Here is a 21,307-nt window from a genome sequence, read left to right as displayed (position 1 = left end):
CCGTAGGGAGTTGGAAGCCATGGCCCCAGTCGCCATGCGTAGTGTTGCGAAATCCCTTTCCGAGGCGAAGCCCGTCTCGTACTGGCTGGACGACCCCGGCCGCCCGGCGCCGCAGCCGGCCCTCACCTCCGACGAGCGGTGCGACCTGCTGGTCGTCGGCGGCGGCTACAGCGGTCTGTGGACCGCGCTGATCGCCAAGGAGCGGGACCCCGGCCGGGACGTCGTACTGATCGAGAGCAAGGAGGCGGGCTGGGCCGCCTCCGGCCGCAACGGCGGTTTCTGCGCCGCCTCCCTCACCCACGGCCTGGCCAACGGCATGGCCCGCTGGCCGGGCGAGCTGGCCAAGCTGGAGGAGCTGGGCGCCCGCAACCTCGACGCCATCGAGGAGGCCGTCGCCCGCTACGGCATCGACTGCGACTTCGAGCGCACCGGTGAGATCGACGTGGCCACCGAGCCGCACCAGGTCGAGGAGCTGCGGGAACTGCACGAGGAGGCCGTCAAGCTCGGCCTCGGCGGCGGCTCCGAGTGGCTGGAGGGCGAGGCCCTGCGTGCGGAGGTCAACTCGCCGACCTTCCTCGCGGGCCTGTGGGACCGCGACGGCGTCGCCATGCTCGACCCGGCCAAGCTGGCCTGGGGCCTGAAGCGGGCCTGCCTGGAGCAGGGCGTGCGGATCTACGAGAACACGCGCGGCCTGAAGATGGCGCAGACCGGCGCCGGGATGACGGTGGAGACCCCCTACGGGACGATCCTCGCCCGCCGGGTGGCCCTGGGCACCAACATCTTCCCGTCGCTGGTCCGCCGGATCCGCCCCTTCACCGTCCCGGTCTACGACTACGCGCTGATGACCGAGCCGCTGGACGAGGAGCAGCTCGCCTCGATCGGCTGGAAGAACCGCCAGGGGCTCGGCGACAGCGCCAACCAGTTCCACTACTTCCGGATCACCAAGGACAACCGGATCCTGTGGGGCGGCTACGACGCGATCTACCCCTACCGGGGGAAGCTCGACTCGGAGTACGACCACCGCCCCGAGACCTACCTCAAGCTCGCCGAGCACTTCTTCACCGCCTTCCCGCAGCTGGAGGGGGTGCGCTTCAGCCACGCCTGGGGCGGGGCGATCGACACCTGCTCCCGCTTCTCCGCCTTCTTCGGCACCGCGCACCGGGGCAGGGTGGCCTACGCGGCCGGGTACACCGGGCTCGGCGTGGGCGCCACCCGGTTCGGCGCCGAGGTGATGCTGGACCTGCTCGACGGCCTGTCCACCGAGCGGACCCGGCTGGAGATGGTGAAGTCCAAGCCCATGCCGTTCCCGCCCGAGCCGTTCGCCTGGACCGGGATCGCCCTGACCAAGTGGTCGCTGGCCCGCGCCGACGCCCGGGGCGGCCACCGCAACCTGTGGCTCAAGGCGCTGGACCGCCTCGGGCTCGGCTTCGACAGCTGACACCCGTACGTCCTCGCGCCCGCACCCGCGTCCGCACCCGCGGGCCGTACGCCCCGGCGCACGCCCGCGGTTCGCCCCGTGACCGGCTTCACCTCCACGGGGTGGCACAACCCGCGTCATAGCCCCGCCCGGCCCCGCTCTCTCCCGGTGAGGACCCTCACCGCGACGAGACGAACGGAGGCCGGGCGATGACGCTCCCGGGAGCGAGGACCGCAGTGGAATGGCTGGCCGCGGCGGCGCCGGATCCGGACGCCTGCCGGTGGGAGTGGGAGCGCAACCCCCTCGGGGTCGCCCTGCTGCCCGCCGGCCGGCACTGGGACGTGCTGATCGTGCCCGGGGAACTGGGGCAGGCCGCCCTCGGCGTACTGGGCCTGCTGCCCGGGCGGCCCGGCCCGGTGCTCGCAGGCTCCGGCGACGCCCGGGTGGGCTTCTTCGTGCCGCCGGGCACGGCCTCCCGCTGGATCGGCACGGGCGTACGGGGGGCGGGGCGCGGGAGCTGGATCGCGGTCCCGTACCCGGGCAGGGCCGCGGGCGGGCCGCGCTGGCTCGAACTCCCGGACGGCCGGGGCACCCTCACCGACCCGGCCCTGCTGGAGCTCGCCCTGCACGAGGCGGCGGCGCGGGCCCTGGCGGGAGAGGCCTGAGGGGTCTGCGCGAAGCCTTGACAAGGGGATTGGTCTGGACCATCTTGGTCGCCGTCGTGCCCGGATGCTCCATCCCCCCACGTTCCGGAGGCAGTCGTGCGCAGAGCCCTGTCCCTCCTCGCGGCCGCCGCGCTCGCGGCGGCCGCCCTCCTCACCGCGGGCCCGCCCGCCACCGCCGCGGACGCCGACCTCGTCCGCAACGGCGGCTTCGAATCCGGCCTCGACGGCTGGAGCTGCACCGGCGGCAGCGGAACCACCGTCAGCACCCCCGTCCACAGCGGGACTTCCGCCCTCAGGGCCACCCCCGCGGGCCAGGACAACGCCCGCTGCTCCCAGACCGTCACCGTCAAGCCCGACTCCGCGTACACCCTCTCCGCCTGGGTGCAGGGCGCGTACGTCTACCTCGGCGCGACCGGCACCGGCACCACCGACGTCTCCACCTGGACCCAGAGCCCGGGCGCCTGGAAGCAGCTGACCACCACCTTCCGCACCGGCCCCGCCACCACCTCCGTCACCGTCTGGACCCACGGGTGGTACGGCCAGAGCGCCCACCTCACCGACGACCTCGCCCTCGTCGGCCCCGACCCCGGCGGCGGCCAGACCCAGCCGCCCGCCACGCCGGCCGGCCTGAGCGCCGGCGGGGCCACCGCCGGCACCGTCACGCTGACCTGGGCGGCCTCCGCCGGCGCCACCGGCTACCGCGTCCACCGCGACGGCGTCCCGCCCCTCGCGGTCACCGGCACCTCGGCCATCGTGACCGGACTCGCGCCCTCGACCACGTACGCCTTCCAGGTGAGCGCGACCAACGCCGCGGGCGAGTCGGCCAGGAGCGCCGCCGTCACCGCCACCACCACCCCGGGCGGCGGGAACCCCGGCGGCGGGCTCCCCGCCCACGCCCTCGTCGGCTACCTGCACGCGAGCTTCGCCAACGGCTCCGGCTACCTCCGGATGGCCGACGCCCCCGCCTCCTGGGACGTCGTCAACCTCGCCTTCGGCGAACCGACCTCGGTGACCTCCGGCGACATCCGCTTCCGGCTCTGCCCGGTCAGCGAGTGCCCGGGCGTCGAGACCCCCGCCGAGTTCAAGGCCGCCATCAAGGCCAGGCAGGCGGCCGGCAAGAAGGTGCTGATCTCGATCGGCGGCCAGAACGGCCAGGTCCAGCTCGCCACCACCGCCGCCCGCGACGCCTTCGTCACCTCCGTCGCGAAGATCATCGACGAGTACGGCCTCGACGGCCTCGACATCGACTTCGAGGGCCACTCCCTCTCCCTCGCCGCCGGCGACACCGACTTCCGCGCCCCCACCACCCCGGTGATCACCAACCTGATCTCCGCGATCCGGACGCTCAAGGCCAGGTACGGTCCCGGCTTCGTCCTGACCATGGCCCCCGAGACCTTCTTCGTCCAGCTCGGCCACCAGTTCTACGGATCCGGCCCCTGGGGCGGCCAGGACCCGCGCGCGGGCGCCTACCTGCCCGTCATCCACGCCCTGCGCGACGACCTGACCCTGCTCCACGTCCAGGACTACAACTCCGGACCGGTCATGGGACTCGACGGCCAGTACCACTCCATGGGCGGCGCCGACTTCCACATCGCCATGACCGACATGCTGCTCACCGGCTTCCCCGTCGCCGGTGACGCCACCCGCTCCTTCCCCGCGCTGCGCCCCGAGCAGGTCGCCATCGGCCTCCCGGCCACCACCAACGCGGGCAACGGGCACACCCCGCCGGCCGAGGTGAACAAGGCCCTGGACTGCCTGACGAAGAAGCGGAACTGCGGCACCTACCAGACCCACGGCAGCTGGCCCGCACTGCGCGGCCTGATGACCTGGTCCGTCAACTGGGACCGCTTCGGCGGCTGGGAGTTCAGCCGGAACTTCGACTCCTACTACGGCCGCTGACGACCGCCGGCCACCCGGCGGACCCCCAGCAGCAGCGGTACGCACAGCAGGACGCTGGCCAGCACGTCGAGCGGCCAGTGGAAGCCGCGCAGCACCAGGCCCGTGGCCGTCGCCGCCGACAGCACCAGGGCGGCGGCCATCGGCCAGCGGCGGCGGGTGTGCGGGGCCAGCAGCAGGGCGGCGCCCACGTACGCGGTCAGGGCCGTCGCAGTATGGCCCGAGGGGAAGTAGCCGGCCGCCCAGGGCTCCAGCGGGCCCGGGCGGGCCGTCCACGCCTTCAGGGGCACGATCAGCGCCGGGACCAGGGCCATCGCCAGGCCGCCCGCGAGCGCCGCGAGGCGCCGCCCGTGCCAGGCGGCGTACGCCATGGCCAGCGCGAGGACGGGAACGGCGACCGGGACGTTGCCCAGGTCCGCGAGGCGCTCGGTGACGGCGTCGGGGACGGCGCGCACCAGGGCGCGGCTGAGGGCGTGGTCCGGGACCAGGAGCGGCCCCGACACCAGGACCTGCCAGGTGACCAGGGCGAAGAGGGCGAGGCACAGGGCCGTCGGGAGGAGGATGGCCGGCCGTCCCGGAACAGGGGGGATGGTTCCGGGACGGCCGCCCGGATCGGGTTGCCGTGCGCCCCGGGGGGTTTGGGGCGGACGGCCGTCCGATCTGAGAGGAGTGTGCGCGAACGCATGACCAGTACGGCGCTGGGGAAGCCCGGTACCGGTGTCGCCCCCGGCAGTCCGGGAACGGTCTGTCTCACTCATCTGCAGAAACCGTACGCCAGCGAAAGGGGGACCGACAGCGGGAACGCGCTCCCGCCATCGGCCCCCCACAGCTTCTTCACAGCGCCCGACGGTTACCGGTGGTAGGGGGCGGGCGCCGCGTGCAAGCGTTCCAGTCCTTCGAACTGGACGTTCGGTCAGATGCCCGCGAACGCGGCCTCGATGACGTCCAGACCCTCGTTCAGCAGGTCCTCGCCGATGACGATCGGCGGGAGGAAGCGGAGCACGTTGCCGTAGGTGCCGCAGGTGAGGACGATGACGCCCTCGGCGTGGCAGGCCTTGGCCAGGGCGCCGGCCGCCTCCGGGTTCGGGGTCTTCGACTCCGGGTCCTTGACGAGCTCGATGGCGATCATGGCGCCGCGGCCGCGGATGTCGCCGATGATCTCGTACTTCTCCTGCATCGCGGACAGGCGCGACTTCATGATGGACTCGATCTTCTTCGCCTTGGCGTTGAGGTCGAGCTCCTTCATCGTCTCGATGGAGCCCAGCGCACCGGCGCAGGCCACCGGGTTACCGCCGTAGGTGCCGCCCAGGCCACCCGCGTGCGGGGCGTCCATGATCTCGGCGCGGCCGGTCACGGCGGCCAGCGGCAGACCGCCGGCGATGCCCTTGGCGGTGGTGATCAGGTCCGGGACGATGCCCTCGTCCTCACACGCGAACCAATGGCCGGTGCGGCAGAAGCCGGACTGGATCTCGTCCGCGACGAAGACGATGCCGTTGTCGTTGGCGAACTTCACGATGGCCGGCAGGAAGCCCTTGGCCGGCTCGATGAAGCCGCCCTCGCCGAGGACCGGCTCGATGATGATCGCGGCGACGTTCTCCGCGCCGATCTGCTTGGTGATCTGGTCGATCGCCTGGGCGGCGGCCTCGGGGCCGCAGTTCTCGGCACCCGTGGGCCAGCGGTAGCCGTAGGCGACCGGGACGCGGTAGACCTCGGGGGCGAACGGACCGAAGCCCTGCTTGTACGGCATGTTCTTCGCCGTCAGCGCCATCGTGAGGTTGGTGCGGCCGTGGTAGCCGTGGTCGAAGACCACGACGGCCTGGCGCTTGGTGTACGCACGGGCGATCTTGACGGCGTTCTCGACGGCCTCGGCGCCCGAGTTGAACAGGGCCGACTTCTTGGCGTGGTCACCCGGGGTCAGCTCGGCGAGCGCCTCGCAGACCTCGACGTAGCCCTCGTACGGCGTGACCATGAAGCAGGTGTGGGTGAAGTCGGCGAGCTGCGCGGTGGCGCGGCGCACGACGGCCTCGGCGGAACCGCCGACCGAGGTCACGGCGATGCCGGAACCGAAGTCGATCATGCGGTTGCCGTCGACGTCCTCCAGGATGCCGCCGTCCAGGCGCTTCGTGAAGACGGGGAGCACCGAGCCCACGCCGCCGGCCACCGTGCCGAGACGGCGGGCCTGCAGCTCCTGCGACTTGGGGCCGGGGATCGCGGTGACGAGCTTGCGCTCCTGCGGGAGAGCAGTCATGGAAGGCTCCTGGGGGGTGTTTTCGGACGCACTTGTGTCTTTGTCCGCAGGCTAGGCCCGGGGGAGGGGGTTAGGCATGCTCCGTTCGGGAGTGGTACCCGCGTGTCCTTGTCCGTGACGGCCATAGGAAGGAACCGGGGCGTGTCCCGCGGATCAGCGCGGGGTGCGGGGCGGAGGGCCTGACCGGGCACTAGATTGAGCGCCGCGGCGCGTTGGAACGGGCAGGGGGCAGGGGTTTCATGAACACCGAGGGCACGCACGACGGACAGTCGACCCGAGGGGGTCACGTCCCCCGGCCGGCGGCCCCGCCGCCACCCCTCGGCACCCCGCCGAAACCCCGGCACGCCCCGGCCGCCGCCACCCCCTTCACGGACTGGCTCCACACGGCCCGGCCTGCCGCCGATCCGGGGGTGTGGCGTTACGGCTACAGCCCGCGTCCCGAGACGGAGCCGGCGCGGACGGCCGACCGGTCCCTCGCCGTCGGAGCAGCCATCTCCGCCCTGGCCTGCGTGCTCGTCTGGTCGCTCATGCGCAACTCCTACATCCCCTTCTGGGACGTGCCGCTGAAGTTGTTCACACCGGACAGCTGGTGGACCGCGAACGGCGAGCCCGCGGCGCGGCAGGGCGGAATGCGCGCCAAGCCCATCTACGAACTGCTCTTCGACGCGGCCCTGCTCTACGGATTCGGCCGGCTCGGGAGCTGGGCCACGGCATGGAACCGTCTGGTCGTGGCGCGCGGGGCGTGGGCCCCGGTCCTCGCGGTCGTACCGCTCGCCTACGTGACCTTGCTGCTGATCGACAACCACCAGCTGCCGGTCCGGCAGCTGGTGGAGTCCTTCATCTCCTTCGAAGACGACGCGCTGGCCAATGCCGAACTCATCGGCAACATGAGGACGGCGATCGACGCGGTGGTCCTCCTCGCGTTCGCCTGGCTCGCCGTCGGCGGACTGATCCGGCGCCGCGTCGCCCCGGGCTCCCGAACCAAGGCGGACGACGCCCCCGCAGACCGGAAGCGCCCGCATCCGCAGGCGTCGGGCAACCCGGCGGCCGACCGCGCCGAGTGGTCCGAGGTGCGGGCCGCCGGGCTCGGGGAAGTGGCCGACAGGCTCGCGGCCGAGGTCGGCCGGGGGCGGATGAACGACGTGGACTTCGCGCGGATCCGGCGGGCCTGGGAGTCCGTGCGGGCCGACCCGACCCGGCTGACGGCCTTCGACGCCGCCGTACGGGACAAGGGCGCCGGCGCCTGCGTGCACCCCTCCGGCGACCGCGACCTGCCGGTCCGCGCCGCCCGGCACGACCTGCTCACCCGGCAGGTGCTCCTCGGCACCGTCGAGGACGGCGAACGCAACCCCTACGCCCGCCGCGGCACCGGGCTCGCCCTCGACCCCGGGGTGCTCGGCACCTCCCTGCTGGCCGTCGGCCCCTCCGGCACCGGCAAGACGGCCCGCCTCGTGCGCCCCGTCGTCGAATCCCTCGCGCTCCAGGCACTGGCCGGGCAGGCCGCCGTCGTCGCCGTCGGCGCGGCCGGCTCCGGCCTCGGCCCCGACGACGCCTACGACATCGTCGTACGCGTCGGCGACCCCGCCTCCGTCCACGACCTCGACCTCTACGGCGGCACCGCCGACCCCGACGAGGCCGCGGGCCTCCTCGCCGAGGCCTTCGTCGGAGACGTCCCCGGCATCGACGTACGCCGCGCCGCGACCACCCTCGCCCAGCTGATCGGCCCCTTCCGCGAGGCCTACGGCCGCTTCCCCGCCGTACCCGAACTGCGCGAGCTCCTCGACGGGGTGCCCTCCGCCCTCACCGCGCTCCGCCAGGCACTGGAGGGCACCGGCCGGCAGGCCATGCTCCGCGAGCTCGACGCACGCCTGCGCCAGCAAGGCGCCCCCGGCGACCCCGGCCCGGCCCTCGCCGACCGCGCCGCCCTGCTCGACCGGCCGGCGTTCAGCGGCTTCTTCGACGTCGGGGCCGTCGTCGGCGGCTCCGAGCGGCGCGGGCGGCCCTTCTCCCTGCACGCCCTCGAACACCCCGTCCGGGTCCGCGTCGACCTCCCCGAACGCGCCCACGCCGACGCCTCCCGGATGCTGGCCCGGCTCCTCCTGGCCCAGTTCAACGCCGCCGCCACGGCCCGCGCGGACCGCTCGCTGTTCGCCTTCCTCGCCCTCGACGACGCCTCGCACACCCTGACCCCGGAGACCGTCCGGGGCGTGCAGCGGCTGCGCTCGGCCAACGCCGGCGTGCTGCTGACCCTGCGCACCCTGGACGACGTACCGGAGCACCTGCGCACGCCGCTGCTGGGCGCGGTCGGCTGCCGGATGGCCTTCTCCGGGGTCACCACCTGGGACGGGCAGCGCTTCGCCGAGGCCTGGGGCACCGAATGGGTCGAGACCCGGGACGTCACCCACCGGACGGTCTTCGCCGACCAGCCGCTCACCCGGGCCATCCACGCCTTCCGCAAGCTGGTCACCGGCAAGGCCGTCACCACCGACGCGGTCACCGTGCGCCAGGTCGAGCGCGAGCGCTGGTCCGCCTCCGAGCTGGCGCACGCCGTGCCGCCAGGCTGCGCGGTGCTGTCGCTGACCTCCGTCCGGGGCGAACGGGCTGCTCCGCTGCTGCTCCGGCTGTCGGGATCCGGCTGAGAGGACCCGTACGGGGTGGCAGAATCGAAAGGGGTCGTTCATACGACATGGCGAAAACCCGCGCCGGGCCCCCTCCTCCCGCCCTCCCCGTCTGGAAACCGATGCCGCTCACCCTCGCCTCGCTCGTCCAGCACTCGGCGCTGAAGCTCACCGTCCGGGCCGGGGAGAGCCGCCTCGACACCCCCGTGCGCTGGGCCCACGTCAGCGAGCTCGCCGACCCCGTGCCGTACATGGAGGGCGGCGAGCTGCTGCTCGTCACCGCGATGAAGCTGGACGCGGACGACCCCGAGGAGATGCGCCGCTACGTGCGCAGGCTGGCCGCCGCCGGGGTCGTCGGCATCGGCTTCGCCGTCGGCGTCAACTACGAGGCCATCCCCGAAGCACTTCTCCAGGCCGCCCGCGAGGAGGACCTGCCGCTGCTGGAGGTGCCCCGGCGGACCCCGTTCCTCGCCATCAGCAAGGCCGTCTCCGCCGCCCTGGCCGCCGACCAGTACCGGGCCGTCACCGCCGGTTTCGAGGCGCAGCGGGAGCTGACCCGGGCCGCGCTCTCCGCCGACGGCCCCGCCGACCTGCTGGCGAAGCTGGCGGCCCACGTGCACGGCTGGGCCGCGCTGTACGACACCTCCGGCGCCGTCGTCGCCGCCGCCCCCGACTGGGCGGCGCGCCGGGCCGCCCGGCTCACCCCCGACGTGGAGCGGCTGCGGGAGCGGCCCGCGCCGGCGAGCGCCGTGGTGGGCGGCGCCGAGGACCGGGTCGAGCTCCAGTCCCTCGGCACCGGGCGCCGCCCCCGGGGCGCCCTCGCGGTCGGGACGGCGGCCCCGCTGGGCACCGCCGAGCGGTACGCCGTGCACTCCGCCGTCGCGCTGCTGACCCTGACCACCGAACGCTCCCGGTCGCTGCACGACGCGGAGTCCCGGCTGGGCGCGGCCGTGCTGCGGATGCTGCTGGAGGGGGAGCCCGAGCACGCCCGGGCCGTGGCCGGGGACCTGTACGGGGCGCTGCTGGAGGCGCCGTTCCGGATCGTCGTGGCCGAGCCGGCGCTGCCGGGCACCGCCCAGCCGGAGGGGCTGGCGCTGCTGGCCGACGCGGTGGAGTCGGCTGCGGCCCGGGCCGGGGAGACGCTGCTGCTGGTCCCAGAGCCGGGCCGGCTGGTGGTGCTGGCCGCCGACGGGGGCTCGGCGGTGCAGGCGTGCGCGGACCACGCGGAGGCCCTGGAGTCCCGGCGCGGCCGGGAGGCGACCGGGCCGGAGCCCGACGAACTGGTGGTCGGCCTGTCGGCGGCGGCCGGCCCGGCGGGGGTGGCCGCCGCGTTCAAGCAGGCCGACCAGGCCCTCGCCGTGGCCCGGCGCCGGGGCCGGGCACTGGTCGAGCACGAGGACCTCGCGGCGGGCTCGGTCCTGCCGCTGCTCGCCGACGACGCCGTGCGCGCCTTCGCGGACGGCACCCTGAGGGCCCTGCGGGAGCACGACGCGACGGGCCGCGGCGACCTGGTGGCCTCCCTCCAGGCGTGGCTCTCCCGCCACGGGCAGTGGGACGCCGCCGCCGCCGACCTCGGGGTGCACCGCCACACGCTGCGCTACCGGATGAAGCGCGTCGAGGAGATCCTCGGACGCTCCCTGGACGACCCGGACGTCCGCATGGAGCTGTGGCTCGCCCTGAAAGCCAGCCCGGCGCCTTCCTGAGCCCCTGCCGCACCGCTCCGCGTTCGAGGGTGCCGGTGCCGGTGCCGGTGCCGGTGCCGGTGGGCCGGGTGCGGGTGGGTGGGCCGCTGCGCGGGGCTTGCCCCTCCCCGCCCTTCGCCCGTTCCCCGGGGCTGGGCCCCGGACCCCCTGGGGGCTCCGCCCCCAGACCCTCCCCCAGCTACCGCTGGGGGGACCCCCAGTGCCTCAAACGCCGGCGGGGCTGGATATTCGCTGCGCGAATCCAGCCCGCGCGGCGTTTGAGCGCACCGGGCGCGGAGCGTCCGGTATCGGGGTCAGGGGCGGAGCCCCTGGGAACGGTGGAAGGGCGGGTAGGGGACCTCGCCCCGCGCAGCGGCAACGCCACCCGCAGACGACCCACCGGCAACGCCACCCGCAGACGACCCACCGGCAACGCCACCCGTAGACGACCCACCGGCACCGGCCACGCGCACCGGCCACGCGCCCCGGCCCCGCCCCGGCGCCGAGCCGCGCGAGCGGCGCGTCAAGAAGGGGACACTGACAAAGCGGCGCAGCCCCGGGCGGAGGTTCTCCAACGCGGCTAAACCGCTAAGGCCCGGCGGCGTCCTACCTTGGTGGGGACAAGGACCACCGCACAAACCGAAGGGCCGGGATTCGCATGACTTCCACCCACGCCTTCTGGCTCGCCGGCCGCCAGGCCACCGGCGAGGACAGCTTCGACGTCCACAACCCGTGGGACGGACGACGGGTCGCCGCGGTCAGCGTGCCCACCGACGCCCAGGTCGAAGAGGCCGTGGCCGCGGCGTACGCCGTGACGGCGGAGTTCTCCGCGACCCCGGCGCACGTACGTGCCGCCGCCCTGGACCACGTGTCCAAGCGGCTCGTCGAGCGCACCGAGGAGATCGCCCAGCTGATCTCCGCCGAGAACGGCAAGCCGATCAAGTGGGCCCGCGGCGAGGTCGGCCGTGCGGTGTCCGTGTTCCGTTTCGCCGCCGAAGAGGCCCGCCGCTTCAACGGCGGAGACGCCCAGCGCCTGGACACCGACGCCGGTGGCGTCGGCCGCCTGGCCCTGACCCGCCGCTTCGTCAAGGGTCCGGTCCTCGGCATCGCGCCGTTCAACTTCCCGCTGAACCTGTGCGCCCACAAGGTGGCCCCGGCCATCGCCGTCGGCGCGCCGATCATCCTGAAGCCGGCCCCGGCCACCCCGCTCTCCGGTCTGATCCTGGGCGAGCTGCTCGCCGAGACCGACCTGCCGGCCGGTTCCTGGTCCGTGCTGCCGGTCGCCAACGACAAGATGCCGGCCCTGGTCAAGGACGACCGCCTCCCGGTCATCTCCTTCACCGGCTCCGACACCGTCGGCTACGCCATCCAGCAGTCGGTGCCCCACAAGCACTGCACCCTGGAGCTCGGCGGCAACGCCGCGGCCGTGGTCCTCGCCGACTGGTCCTCCGACGCCGACCTCGACTGGGCCGCGACCCGTATCGCGACCTTCTCGAACTACCAGGCCGGCCAGTCCTGCATCTCGGTGCAGCGCGTGATCGCCGACGCCTCCGTCTACGACCGCCTCGTCGAGAAGGTCGTCGAGAAGGTCCAGGCCCAGGTCACCGGCGACCCCGGCGACGACGCCACCGACGTCGGCCCGCTGGTCTCCGAGGACGCCGCCAAGCGCGTCGAGTCCTGGGTGGACGAGGCCGTCTCCGCCGGCGCCAAGCTGCTCACGGGCGGCAAGCGCGACGGCGCCACGGTCGAGCCGACCGTCCTCGCCGAGGTCCCGGCCGGCGTGAAGCTCGCCACCGAGGAGGTCTTCGGCCCGGTCCTGACGATCACCAAGGTCGAGAACACCGACGAGGCCTTCGCCGCCGTCAACGACTCGAAGTTCGGCCTGCAGACCGGCGTCTTCACCCGCGACGTCCAGGTCGCCTTCCGCGCCCACCGCGAGCTGGAGGTCGGCGGTGTGATCATCGGCGACGCGCCGTCCTACCGCGCCGACCAGATGCCGTACGGCGGCGTCAAGCAGTCCGGCGTGGGCCGCGAGGGCGTCCGCTACGCGATGGACGACTACACGTACGAGCGCGTCCTGGTCCTCACGGGCCTCGACATCTGACCGACTCGTACGGTCACAGACCGACGGCCGGAGCCTACTGTGCGGGGGCTCCGGCCGTCCCCCTTTTCCGGACGCTTTTCCGGGCGTCCCCCTTTTGCACGCGCCCGTATTTTCCCGGGCGCCCGGAGCGGGTACGACTGACAGGTAGCACCGATCGGTAGGTCCCCGATGCGGCGAGGTGAGTACCCGGATGTCGGCAACACGGCCCGTACAGCCCAAGGTGACCGAGCGCGAGGCGCGGCAGGTCGCGGAAGCGGCCCGCGAGCAGGACTGGCGCAAACCCAGCTTCGCCAAGGAGCTCTTCCTCGGCCGCTTCCGGCTCGACCTGATCCACCCCCACCCGACCCCCGCCGACGAGGACGTCCGGCGCGGCGAGGCCTTCCTGGCCCGGCTGCGGGAGTTCTGCGAACGCGAGATCGACGGGCAGCGCATCGAGCGCGAGGCCCGGATCCCCGACGAGACGGTGCGCGGGCTCAAGGAGCTCGGCGCCCTCGGCATGAAGATCGGCACCGAGTACGGGGGCCTCGGTCTCACCCAGGTGTACTACAACAAGGCTCTCGCCCTCGTGGGCTCCGTCAGCCCGGCCATCGGCGCCCTGCTCTCCGCCCACCAGTCGATCGGCGTGCCGCAGCCGCTGAAGATGTTCGGCACCAAGGAGCAGAAGGACGCCTACCTGCCGCGCTGCGCCACCACCGCGATCAGCGCCTTCCTGCTCACAGAGCCGGACGTGGGCTCCGACCCGGCGCGGCTGGCCACCAGCGCCGTGCCCGACCCGGAGGACGACGGCACGTACGTCCTCGACGGGGTGAAGCTCTGGACCACCAACGGGGTGGTCGCCGACCTGCTCGTGGTCATGGCGAGGGTGCCGCCGCGTCCATCAGTCGGAGGGGCGGAGGGCCACCGGGGCGGGATCACCGCCTTCGTCGTCGAGGCCGACTCGCCCGGCATCACCGTCGAGCACCGCAACGCCTTCATGGGCCTGCGCGGCCTGGAGAACGGCGTCACCCGCTTCCACCGGGTCCGGGTCCCCGCCGCCCAGCGGATCGGCGCCGAGGGCGCCGGGCTCAAGATCGCGCTGACCACGCTGAACACCGGCCGGCTGTCCCTGCCCGCCATGTGCGTCGGCGCCGGCAAGTGGTGCCTGAAGATCGCCCGCGAATGGTCCGGGGTGCGCGAGCAGTGGGGCCGCCCGGTCGCCCGGCACGAGGCGGTCGGCGCCAAGATCTCCTTCATCGCCGCCACCACCTTCGCCCTCGAAGCCGTGGTGGACCTCGCCTCCCAGATGGCCGACGAGGACCGCAACGACATCCGCATCGAGGCCGCCCTCGCCAAGCTCTACGGCTCCGAGATGGCCTGCCTGATGGCCGACGAACTCGTCCAGATCCGCGGCGGACGCGGCTTCGAGACCGCCGAGTCCCTCGCCGCCCGCGGCGAACGCGCCGTCCCCGCCGAGCAGCTGCTGCGCGACCTGCGCATCAACCGGATCTTCGAGGGCTCCACCGAGATCATGCACCTGCTGATCGCCCGCGAGGCCGTCGACGCCCACCTCTCCGTCGCCGGCGACCTCATCGACCCCGACAAAGCCCTCGGCGACAAGGCGAAGGCCGGAGCCCGCGCGGCCGGCTTCTACGCCCGCTGGCTGCCCAGGCTCGCCACCGGCCCCGGCCAGGTCCCCGGCACCTACCGCGAGTTCCACCCGGCCGGCCACCCCGACCTCGCCACCCACCTGCGCTACGTCGAGCGCGGCGCCCGCAAACTCGCCCGCTCGACCTTCTACGCCATGTCCCGCTGGCAGGGCCGGATGGAGACCAAGCAGGGCTTCCTCGGCCGGATCGTCGACATCGGCGCCGAGCTCTTCGCGATGAGCGCGGCCTGCGTGCGCGCCGAGCACCTGCGCGAGAGCGGCGACCACGGCCGCGAGGCCTACCAGCTCGCCGACGCCTTCTGCCGGCAGTCCCGGCTGCGCGTCGAGGAGCTCTTCGGCCGGTTGTGGTCCAACACCGACGACCTCGACCGCAAGGTCGTCCAAGGGGTCCTCGGCGGCACCTACACCTGGCTGGAGGAAGGGGTCATCGACCCCTCCGGCGACGGTCCGTGGATCGCGGACGCCACCCCGGGCCCCTCCACCCGCAAAAACGTTCACCGTCCACTGCGCTGACCTGCCATCATCGGCACCAGATCGGACGGATGTACGAGTACGGGCGTACGGGCAGAACACCGGTACCGGCACGAGCACGAGGCGGGCGAGGACGATGGCGACGGCCGAGGAGGACCGGGCCTGCCGGCGGCTGGCCTGGTGCGTGGCGCACCTGCTGCGCCACGCACCGCACCACGTGGTGGCCGACCTGATCGACCGGCTCGACGCGCCCACCCGCAAGTACCTGTGCCGCGACCAGTGGCTGCCCGCCGCCGCCGTCACCCTCCTGCTGCGCCACGGCACCGACGCCGACCGGCACTACATCGCCCGCAACCCGCACGTCGTCGGCCGCCCGCTGCCCGGCCTGCCCGGCCCGGCGCGGTACGCCGCCCGGCCGGGGCCCTCGCCCGAACTGCTCGCCGAGACCGGCCCCGGCCCCCTCACCCCCGACGAGCTGATCCGCCTGCTGCGCCGGCACGGCCGCCGCCCCCGGATCCCGCTCACCCTGCTCCGCATGCCCCACCTCCTCGACCTCCACGACCCCGAACCGCTGCTCCGCGCCCACGCCCGCGCCCCGCTCCCGGCCGGCGCCGTCGAGGCACTGCTCCTGGCGGGCGGACTGCCCCGGCGGGCGTGCCGCGCGCTGCTCGACGCGCGCACGGGGGACACGTACGGCCGCCACTGGTTCCGGCCCGCCGTCCGCGCCGTCCGGATGGGCCTGCTGACCTGTGACGAGCTCGTCGCCTACGTGGCCCCGGCCGCCCGCACCCTGCTCCTGGGCCACCTCCCCGCCACCCGCGGGCTGCGCTGGAGCCTGCCCGAACAGGCCGAGATGCAGTCGGCCGTGCACCGCGCCCTGCGCCCCGCGCTCGGCGACGACCCCAGGCTGTGGGCCGAACTGGGCCGCCGGGCCCCCGCCTTCCGCGGCACCCTGCCCGAACTGGCGGCCGCCCTGGCAGCGGGCACCCCGGCCGCGCCCGGAGACGTACGCCACGACCCGGCGCTCGCCCGCGCCGTCCGCCACCTCGCCCCGGACCCGGCCCCCGCCGACCCGGCCGGCGCGTGGGAGCGCGAGCTGGCCCTGGTCAGCCTGGCCGTGCCGATGGACACCGCCGCCGAGGACGTCCGCTGGGTCCGCGGCTGCCTGGACCGGGGCCTGCTCACCGGCGCCGACGTCATCCGGCACAAGGTCCCCGCCTGCTGGGCACTCGACGAGGACCAGTGGCTCGGGGACATAGGCCACCCCGACCGCCACGACCGTCCCGCCGCGGTGCTCGCCGCCCGCGCAGAGGCCGACCGGCTCTTCGACGCGGCCCTCGGCGACGACCCCCGCGCCTGGTGGCGCGCCGCCCGGGCGCTCCCCGACTTCGCCGGAACCCTCCCCGAACTCCTGGCGCGCGTCACGGACGGGGACTCCGTGTCCAAGCGTCCCTGAGGAGCGGCAACAATGGGGGGCATGAGCGACAGTCCAGCCCCCCTCGCCGACCCGCACCTCCTCTTCGACGCCGCGGCCGGCCGCCGGGACATCGTCATCCTCGGGTCGACCGGGTCCATCGGCACCCAGGCCATCGACCTCGCCCTGCGCAACCCGGACCGGTTCCGGGTCACCGCGCTGTCCGCCGCCGGCGGGCGCGTCGACCTGCTGGCCGAGCAGGCCCGCCGGCTCCGGGTCCGGACCGTGGCCGTCGCCCGCGAGGACGCCGTACCGGCCCTGAAGGAAGCGCTGGCCGAGCAGTACGGCGCCGCCGAACCGCTGCCCGAGATCCTCGCCGGGCCCGACGCGGCCGCCGAACTCGCCGCCTCCGACTGCCACACCGTCCTGAACGGCATCACCGGCTCCATCGGCCTCGCCCCCACCCTCGCGGCGCTGCGCGCGGGCCGCACCCTGGCCCTGGCCAACAAGGAGTCGCTGATCGTCGGCGGCCCGCTGGTCAAGGCCCTCGCGAAGCCCGGCCAGATCATCCCCGTGGACTCCGAGCACGCGGCCCTGTTCCAGGCCCTCGCCGCCGGCACCCGCGCCGACGTCCGCAAGCTCGTGGTCACCGCGTCCGGCGGCCCCTTCCGCGGCCGCACCCGCGCCGAACTGGCCTCGGTCACCGTCGAGGACGCCCTCGCGCACCCCACGTGGGCCATGGGCCCGGTCATCACCGTGAACTCGGCGACCCTGGTCAACAAGGGACTGGAGGTCATCGAGGCGCACCTGCTCTACGACATCCCCTTCGACCGCATCGAGGTCGTGGTCCACCCGCAGTCCTACGTGCACTCCATGGTCGAGTTCACCGACGGCTCCACCCTCGCCCAGGCCACCCCGCCGGACATGCGCGGCCCCATCGCCATCGGCCTCGGCTGGCCCCAGCGGGTCCCGGACGCCTCCCGCTCCTTCGACTGGACCAAGGCCTCCACCTGGGAGTTCTTCCCGCTGGACACCGAGGCCTTCCCCTCGGTCGGCCTCGCCCGGCACGTCGGCACCCTGGGCGGCACCGCCCCCGCCGTCTTCAACGCGGCGAACGAGGAGTGCGTGGACGCCTTCCTGGCCGGGCGGATGCCGTTCACAGGAATCATGGATACGGTCTCCGCAGTGGTCGACGAGCACGGAACGCCCACGTCGGGAACCTCCCTGACGGTGGCGGACGTCCTCGAAGCGGAGACCTGGGCCAGGGCCCGGGCACGGGAGATGGCGGCACGGGCCGCCGTGGAGGCGGGCGCATGACCTTGCTGCTGACCCTGACGGGCGTGCTCGTCTTCGTCGTCGGGCTGCTCTTCTCGATCGCCTGGCACGAGCTCGGCCACCTCTCCACGGCCAAGCTCTTCGGCATCCGCGTGCCCCAGTACATGGTCGGCTTCGGCAAGACCATCTGGTCGCGCAAGAAGGGCGAGACCGAGTACGGCATCAAGGCCATCCCGATGGGCGGCTACATCCGCATGATCGGGATGTTCCCGCCCGGCGAGGACGGCAAGGTCACCGCCCGCTCCACCTCGCCGTTCCGCTCGATGATCGAGGACGCCCGCTCGGCGGCCTACGAGGAGCTCCAGCCCGGCGACGAGACGCGGCTCTTCTACACGCGCAAGCCGTGGAAGCGCGTGATCGTGATGTTCGCGGGCCCCTTCATGAACCTGGTGCTCGCCCTCGCGATCTTCTTCGGCGTCTGGATGACCTTCGGCATCAACCGGACCACCACCCAGATCGCCAGCGTTTCGCCCTGCGTCATCCAGCAGAGCGAGAAGCGCGACGTCTGCAAGGACGGCGACCCCGTCGCCCCGGCGAAGAAGGCCGGCCTGCGCGCCGACGACCGGATCGTCGCCTTCAACGGCAAGAAGGTGGCCGACTGGTCCGCCCTCCAGAAGCGCATCCGCGACACCGTGGGCCCCGCGACCGTCACCGTCGTGCGCGACGGGCAGCAGCTCGGCATCCCCGTCGACCTGATCGCCAACCAGGTCGCCAAGACCGACGGCCACGGCGGCTACGTCAAGGGCCAGTACGTCACCGCCGGCTGGCTCGGCTTCAGCCCCAAGAGCGAGATCGCCGCCCTGTCCTTCGGCGAGTCCGTCGACCACATGGGCGAGATCGTCGACAGCAGTGTCCAGGGCCTCCTCAAGCTCCCCGCCAAGATCCCCGCCCTCTGGAACGCGGCCTTCAGCGGCGCCGAGCGCGAGGCCGACTCCCCGATGGGCATCGTCGGCGCGGCCCGGATGAGCGGCGACATCGCCGCCCTGGACCTGCCCAGCGAGCAGAAGATGTCGATCCTGCTCAACGTGCTCGGCATGTTCAACCTGTCGCTGTTCCTGTTCAACATGCTGCCCCTGCTGCCCCTGGACGGCGGGCACATCGCCGGCGCCCTGTGGGAGTCCCTGCGCCGCGCCGTGGCCAAGGTCTTCCGCCGCGCCGACCCCGGCCCCTTCGACGTGGCGAAGCTGATGCCCGCCGCGTACGTGGTCGCCGGCGTCTTCGTCTGCTTCACCCTGCTGGTGCTCGTCGCGGACGTGGTCAACCCCATCAAGATCACCTAGTCGTACGGGCACCACCCCCACGGCGACCGGAGCCGGGCACGCAACGTGCCCGGCTCCCTACGTTCGGGTGGCGCGACCCCCTCGGATGCAAGGGGCGCGCGCTGCTTGGCGTAACCTCGAAGGCTGGAGCCCGCCGATCTCGGGACCTCGATCCACACCTTGGGGTTGCACAGCAGATGACTGCCATCTCTCTCGGAATGCCGTCCGTGCCGACGAAGCTTGCCGACCGCCGGGTCAGCCGCAAGATCCAGGTCGGTTCCGTGGCCGTCGGCGGCGACGCACCCATCTCGGTGCAGTCGATGACCACGACACGCACCTCCGACATCGGCGCCACCCTCCAGCAGATCGCCGAGCTGACCGCCTCCGGCTGCCAGATCGTCCGCGTCGCCTGCCCGACGCAGGACGACGCCGACGCGCTGGCCGTCATCGCGAAGAAGTCGCAGATCCCGGTCATCGCCGACATCCACTTCCAGCCCAAGTACGTCTTCGCCGCGATCGACGCCGGCTGCGCCGCCGTCCGCGTCAACCCGGGCAACATCAAGCAGTTCGACGACAAGGTCAAGGAGATCGCGTACGCCGCCAGGGAGACGGGCACGCCGATCCGCATCGGCGTCAACGCCGGCTCCCTCGACGCGCGCCTGCTGAAGAAGTACGGCAAGGCCACCCCCGAGGCCCTCGTCGAGTCCGCGCTGTGGGAGGCCTCCCTCTTCGAGGAGCACGGCTTCGGCGACATCAAGATCTCGGTCAAGCACAACGACCCGGTCGTCATGGTCAACGCCTACCGCCAGCTCGCCGCCCAGTGCGACTACCCGCTGCACCTCGGCGTCACCGAGGCCGGCCCGGCGTTCCAGGGCACCATCAAGTCCGCCGTCGCCTTCGGCGCGCTGCTCTCCGAGGGCATCGGCGACACCATCCGCGTCTCCCTCTCCGCGCCGCCGGTCGAGGAGGTCAAGGTCGGCAACCAGATCCTGGAGTCGCTGAACCTCAAGCCGCGCCGCCTGGAGATCGTCTCCTGCCCCTCCTGCGGCCGCGCCCAGGTCGACGTCTACAAGCTGGCCGAGGAGGTCACCGCGGGCCTGGACGGCATGACCGTCCCGCTGCGCGTCGCCGTCATGGGCTGCGTCGTCAACGGCCCCGGCGAGGCCCGTGAGGCCGACCTCGGCGTCGCCTCCGGCAACGGCAAGGGCCAGATCTTCGTCAAGGGCGAGGTCATCAAGACCGTCCCCGAGTCCAAGATCGTCGAGACCCTCATCGAAGAGGCGCTGAAGATCGCCGAGCAGATGGAGAAGGACGGCGTCGCCTCCGGCGAGCCCAGCGTCGCCATCGGCGTCTGATCCTTCGGTCTCTCTGGTTTCGGACCGTCCCGTTCCGTCAGGGGGCCGTCCCGGCCTCCCGGCAGGTGCCCTCCCGGCCCCGTCCGCGCAGCTCGCGGGCGGGGCCGGGCCCTTTTCGTGACCTGCGGGACCAGGCGTGCGCAGGTTGCTCCGGGTACAGTGCGGAGATCAGCAGACTTGCACGGTGAGGCCCCAGTGTTGACGCAGACCACTACCAGGGTCCTTGAACCCAGTGATCTCGACGCCGCGCTCGCCATCCTCGGACGCGAGCCCGTCGAGAACGCCTTCGTCACCTCCCGGGTCCAGGTCGCCGGACTCGATCCGTGGCGCCTGGGCGGCGAGATGTGGGGCTGGTACGCCGACGGCGAGCTCCGCTCCCTCTGCTACGCCGGAGCCAACCTGGTCCCCGTCTGCGCCGGCCCCGACGCCGTACGCGCCTTCGCCGACCGGGCCCGCCGCACCGGCCGCCGCTGCTCCTCCATCGTCGGCCCCGCCGAACCCACCCGGCTGCTGTGGCAGCTGCTGGAGCCCAGCTGGGGCCCCGCCCGCGACGTCCGCGCCCACCAGCCGCTCATGGTCATCGAACAGCCGTCCGCCGAGATCGCCGCCGACCCCATGGTCCGCCGGATCCGCAAGGACGAGATGGAACTGATCATGCCCGCCTGCGTGGCCATGTTCACCGAGGAGGTCGGCATCTCGCCGCTCGCCGGGGACGGCGGACTGCTCTACCAGGCCCGCGTCGCCGAGCTCGTCGGCAGCGGCCGCTCCTTCGCCCGCGTCCAGAACGGCAAGGTCGTCTTCAAGGCCGAGATCGGCGCCGCCACCGCCGCCGCCTGCCAGATCCAGGGCGTCTGGGTGGCCCCCGAGTTCCGCGGCCGAGGGCACTCCGAGACCGGCATGGCCGCCGTCGTCGCATACGCGCTGCGCGACGTGGCCCCCGTGGTCAGCCTCTACGTCAACGACTTCAACACCGCCGCCCGGGCCGCCTACAGCCGGGTGGGGTTCCGGGAGGTCGGGGCGTTCATGAGCGTTCTGTTCTGATCCGGTCCGGGATCGTTGCGGTCCTGGTGGGTTGGGGTCGTGGTGGGTTGGGGTGCCGGTCTGGGGTGGTTCCGGTGTGTTGCGGTACCGGTCTGGTGTGGTGCGGGCCCGCTGGAGTGGCGTCCTGTTCCGACCCACCGAAGCCGGCGGCCGGTTT

At 73.2% G+C, this 21,307-nt stretch carries 14 protein-coding genes; 12 read left to right on the top strand and 2 right to left on the bottom strand.

Translation table 11 applies throughout. The annotated features are described in order from the left end of the window. The first annotated feature begins 19 nt into the window (after positions 1-19). The 3 genes from OG553_RS08155 (at position 20) to OG553_RS08145 (ending at position 3,981) form a co-directional block, all read left to right on the top strand. Positions 20-1,438, top strand: a complete 1,419-nt coding sequence (locus OG553_RS08155; protein WP_405978353.1) for an NAD(P)/FAD-dependent oxidoreductase — start codon at positions 20-22, stop codon at positions 1,436-1,438. Between the two features lie 188 nt (positions 1,439-1,626). After that, complete coding sequence (locus OG553_RS08150) at positions 1,627-2,082, top strand: hypothetical protein (protein WP_405978352.1); 456 nt, start codon at positions 1,627-1,629, stop codon at positions 2,080-2,082. Positions 2,083-2,178: 96 nt separating this feature from the next. Further along, complete coding sequence (locus tag OG553_RS08145) at positions 2,179-3,981, top strand: chitinase (protein ID WP_405978351.1); 1,803 nt, start codon at positions 2,179-2,181, stop codon at positions 3,979-3,981. On the opposite strand, the gene OG553_RS08140 is transcribed toward OG553_RS08145, so the two are convergent. Both OG553_RS08140 and gabT read right to left on the bottom strand, forming a co-directional pair. Then, a complete protein-coding gene (locus tag OG553_RS08140) occupies positions 3,969-4,481 on the bottom strand; it encodes a phosphatase PAP2 family protein (RefSeq protein WP_405978350.1) in 513 nt (170 codons plus the stop codon). The two genes, OG553_RS08145 and OG553_RS08140, sit on opposite strands and share 13 nt — an antisense overlap. A 410-nt stretch (positions 4,482-4,891) precedes the next feature. Next, the gene (gene gabT, locus OG553_RS08135) at positions 4,892-6,226 is read right to left on the bottom strand and encodes a 4-aminobutyrate--2-oxoglutarate transaminase (RefSeq protein ID WP_405978349.1); all 1,335 of its coding nucleotides are present in this window, start codon (positions 6,224-6,226) and stop codon (positions 4,892-4,894) included. A gap of 239 nt (positions 6,227-6,465) precedes the next feature. Between gabT and OG553_RS08130 the strand changes: the two genes are divergently transcribed. From OG553_RS08130 to OG553_RS08090, 9 genes are all read left to right on the top strand, one after another. Next, positions 6,466-8,865 carry an ATP/GTP-binding protein gene (locus tag OG553_RS08130; protein WP_405978348.1) on the top strand — a complete coding sequence of 800 codons (2,400 nt, stop codon included), beginning with the start codon at positions 6,466-6,468 and terminating at the stop codon, positions 8,863-8,865. A 101-nt stretch (positions 8,866-8,966) separates the two neighbouring features. Next, positions 8,967-10,547, top strand: a complete 1,581-nt coding sequence (locus tag OG553_RS08125) for a PucR family transcriptional regulator (protein ID WP_405978347.1) — start codon at positions 8,967-8,969, stop codon at positions 10,545-10,547. 637 nt (positions 10,548-11,184) lie between these two features. Then, a complete protein-coding gene (locus OG553_RS08120; RefSeq protein WP_405978346.1) occupies positions 11,185-12,630 on the top strand; it encodes an aldehyde dehydrogenase family protein in 1,446 nt (481 codons plus the stop codon). A gap of 190 nt (positions 12,631-12,820) precedes the next feature. After that, positions 12,821-14,788 (top strand): acyl-CoA dehydrogenase family protein, encoded by a 1,968-nt coding sequence (locus OG553_RS08115; RefSeq protein WP_405978345.1) that lies wholly within the window; start codon positions 12,821-12,823, stop codon positions 14,786-14,788. A 94-nt stretch (positions 14,789-14,882) separates the two neighbouring features. Continuing rightward, the gene (locus OG553_RS08110) at positions 14,883-16,202 is read left to right on the top strand and encodes a hypothetical protein (protein WP_405978344.1); all 1,320 of its coding nucleotides are present in this window, start codon (positions 14,883-14,885) and stop codon (positions 16,200-16,202) included. Between the two features lie 12 nt (positions 16,203-16,214). Continuing rightward, complete coding sequence (gene dxr / locus OG553_RS08105) at positions 16,215-17,477, top strand: 1-deoxy-D-xylulose-5-phosphate reductoisomerase (RefSeq protein ID WP_405978343.1); 1,263 nt, start codon at positions 16,215-16,217, stop codon at positions 17,475-17,477. Then, entirely contained in the window at positions 17,474-18,775 is a 1,302-nt protein-coding gene (locus OG553_RS08100) for a M50 family metallopeptidase (protein ID WP_405978342.1), read from the top strand. Before dxr ends, OG553_RS08100 begins: the two co-directional genes overlap by 4 nt. A gap of 176 nt (positions 18,776-18,951) precedes the next feature. Continuing rightward, positions 18,952-20,109 (top strand): flavodoxin-dependent (E)-4-hydroxy-3-methylbut-2-enyl-diphosphate synthase, encoded by a 1,158-nt coding sequence (gene ispG / locus OG553_RS08095; RefSeq protein WP_362470209.1) that lies wholly within the window; start codon positions 18,952-18,954, stop codon positions 20,107-20,109. A 198-nt stretch (positions 20,110-20,307) separates the two neighbouring features. Then, the gene (locus OG553_RS08090; RefSeq protein ID WP_405978341.1) at positions 20,308-21,150 is read left to right on the top strand and encodes a GNAT family N-acetyltransferase; all 843 of its coding nucleotides are present in this window, start codon (positions 20,308-20,310) and stop codon (positions 21,148-21,150) included. The last annotated feature ends 157 nt before the right edge of the window (positions 21,151-21,307 follow it).

This window comes from Streptomyces sp. NBC_00158 (assembly GCF_045160885.1).
Classification (GTDB): Bacteria; Actinomycetota; Actinomycetes; order Streptomycetales; family Streptomycetaceae; genus Streptomyces.
The sequence above is the reverse complement of the archived record's forward strand: the minus strand, read 5'-3'. Positions and strand labels throughout refer to the sequence as shown.

Bases quoted from the DNA above. Each gene is read 5' to 3' on its own strand.
- OG553_RS08155 (WP_405978353.1), top strand. From the start codon at position 20: ATGGCCCCAGTCGCCATGCGTAGTGTTGCGAAATCCCTTTCCGAGGCG.
- OG553_RS08150 (WP_405978352.1), top strand. From the start codon at position 1,627: ATGACGCTCCCGGGAGCGAGGACCGCAGTGGAATGGCTGGCCGCGGCG.
- gabT (WP_405978349.1), bottom strand. From the start codon at position 6,226: ATGACTGCTCTCCCGCAGGAGCGCAAGCTCGTCACCGCGATCCCCGGC.
- OG553_RS08130 (WP_405978348.1), top strand. From the start codon at position 6,466: ATGAACACCGAGGGCACGCACGACGGACAGTCGACCCGAGGGGGTCAC.
- OG553_RS08125 (WP_405978347.1), top strand. From the start codon at position 8,967: ATGCCGCTCACCCTCGCCTCGCTCGTCCAGCACTCGGCGCTGAAGCTC.
- OG553_RS08120 (WP_405978346.1), top strand. From the start codon at position 11,185: ATGACTTCCACCCACGCCTTCTGGCTCGCCGGCCGCCAGGCCACCGGC.
- OG553_RS08115 (WP_405978345.1), top strand. From the start codon at position 12,821: ATGTCGGCAACACGGCCCGTACAGCCCAAGGTGACCGAGCGCGAGGCG.
- OG553_RS08110 (WP_405978344.1), top strand. From the start codon at position 14,883: ATGGCGACGGCCGAGGAGGACCGGGCCTGCCGGCGGCTGGCCTGGTGC.
- dxr (WP_405978343.1), top strand. From the start codon at position 16,215: ATGGGGGGCATGAGCGACAGTCCAGCCCCCCTCGCCGACCCGCACCTC.
- OG553_RS08100 (WP_405978342.1), top strand. From the start codon at position 17,474: ATGACCTTGCTGCTGACCCTGACGGGCGTGCTCGTCTTCGTCGTCGGG.
- ispG (WP_362470209.1), top strand. From the start codon at position 18,952: ATGACTGCCATCTCTCTCGGAATGCCGTCCGTGCCGACGAAGCTTGCC.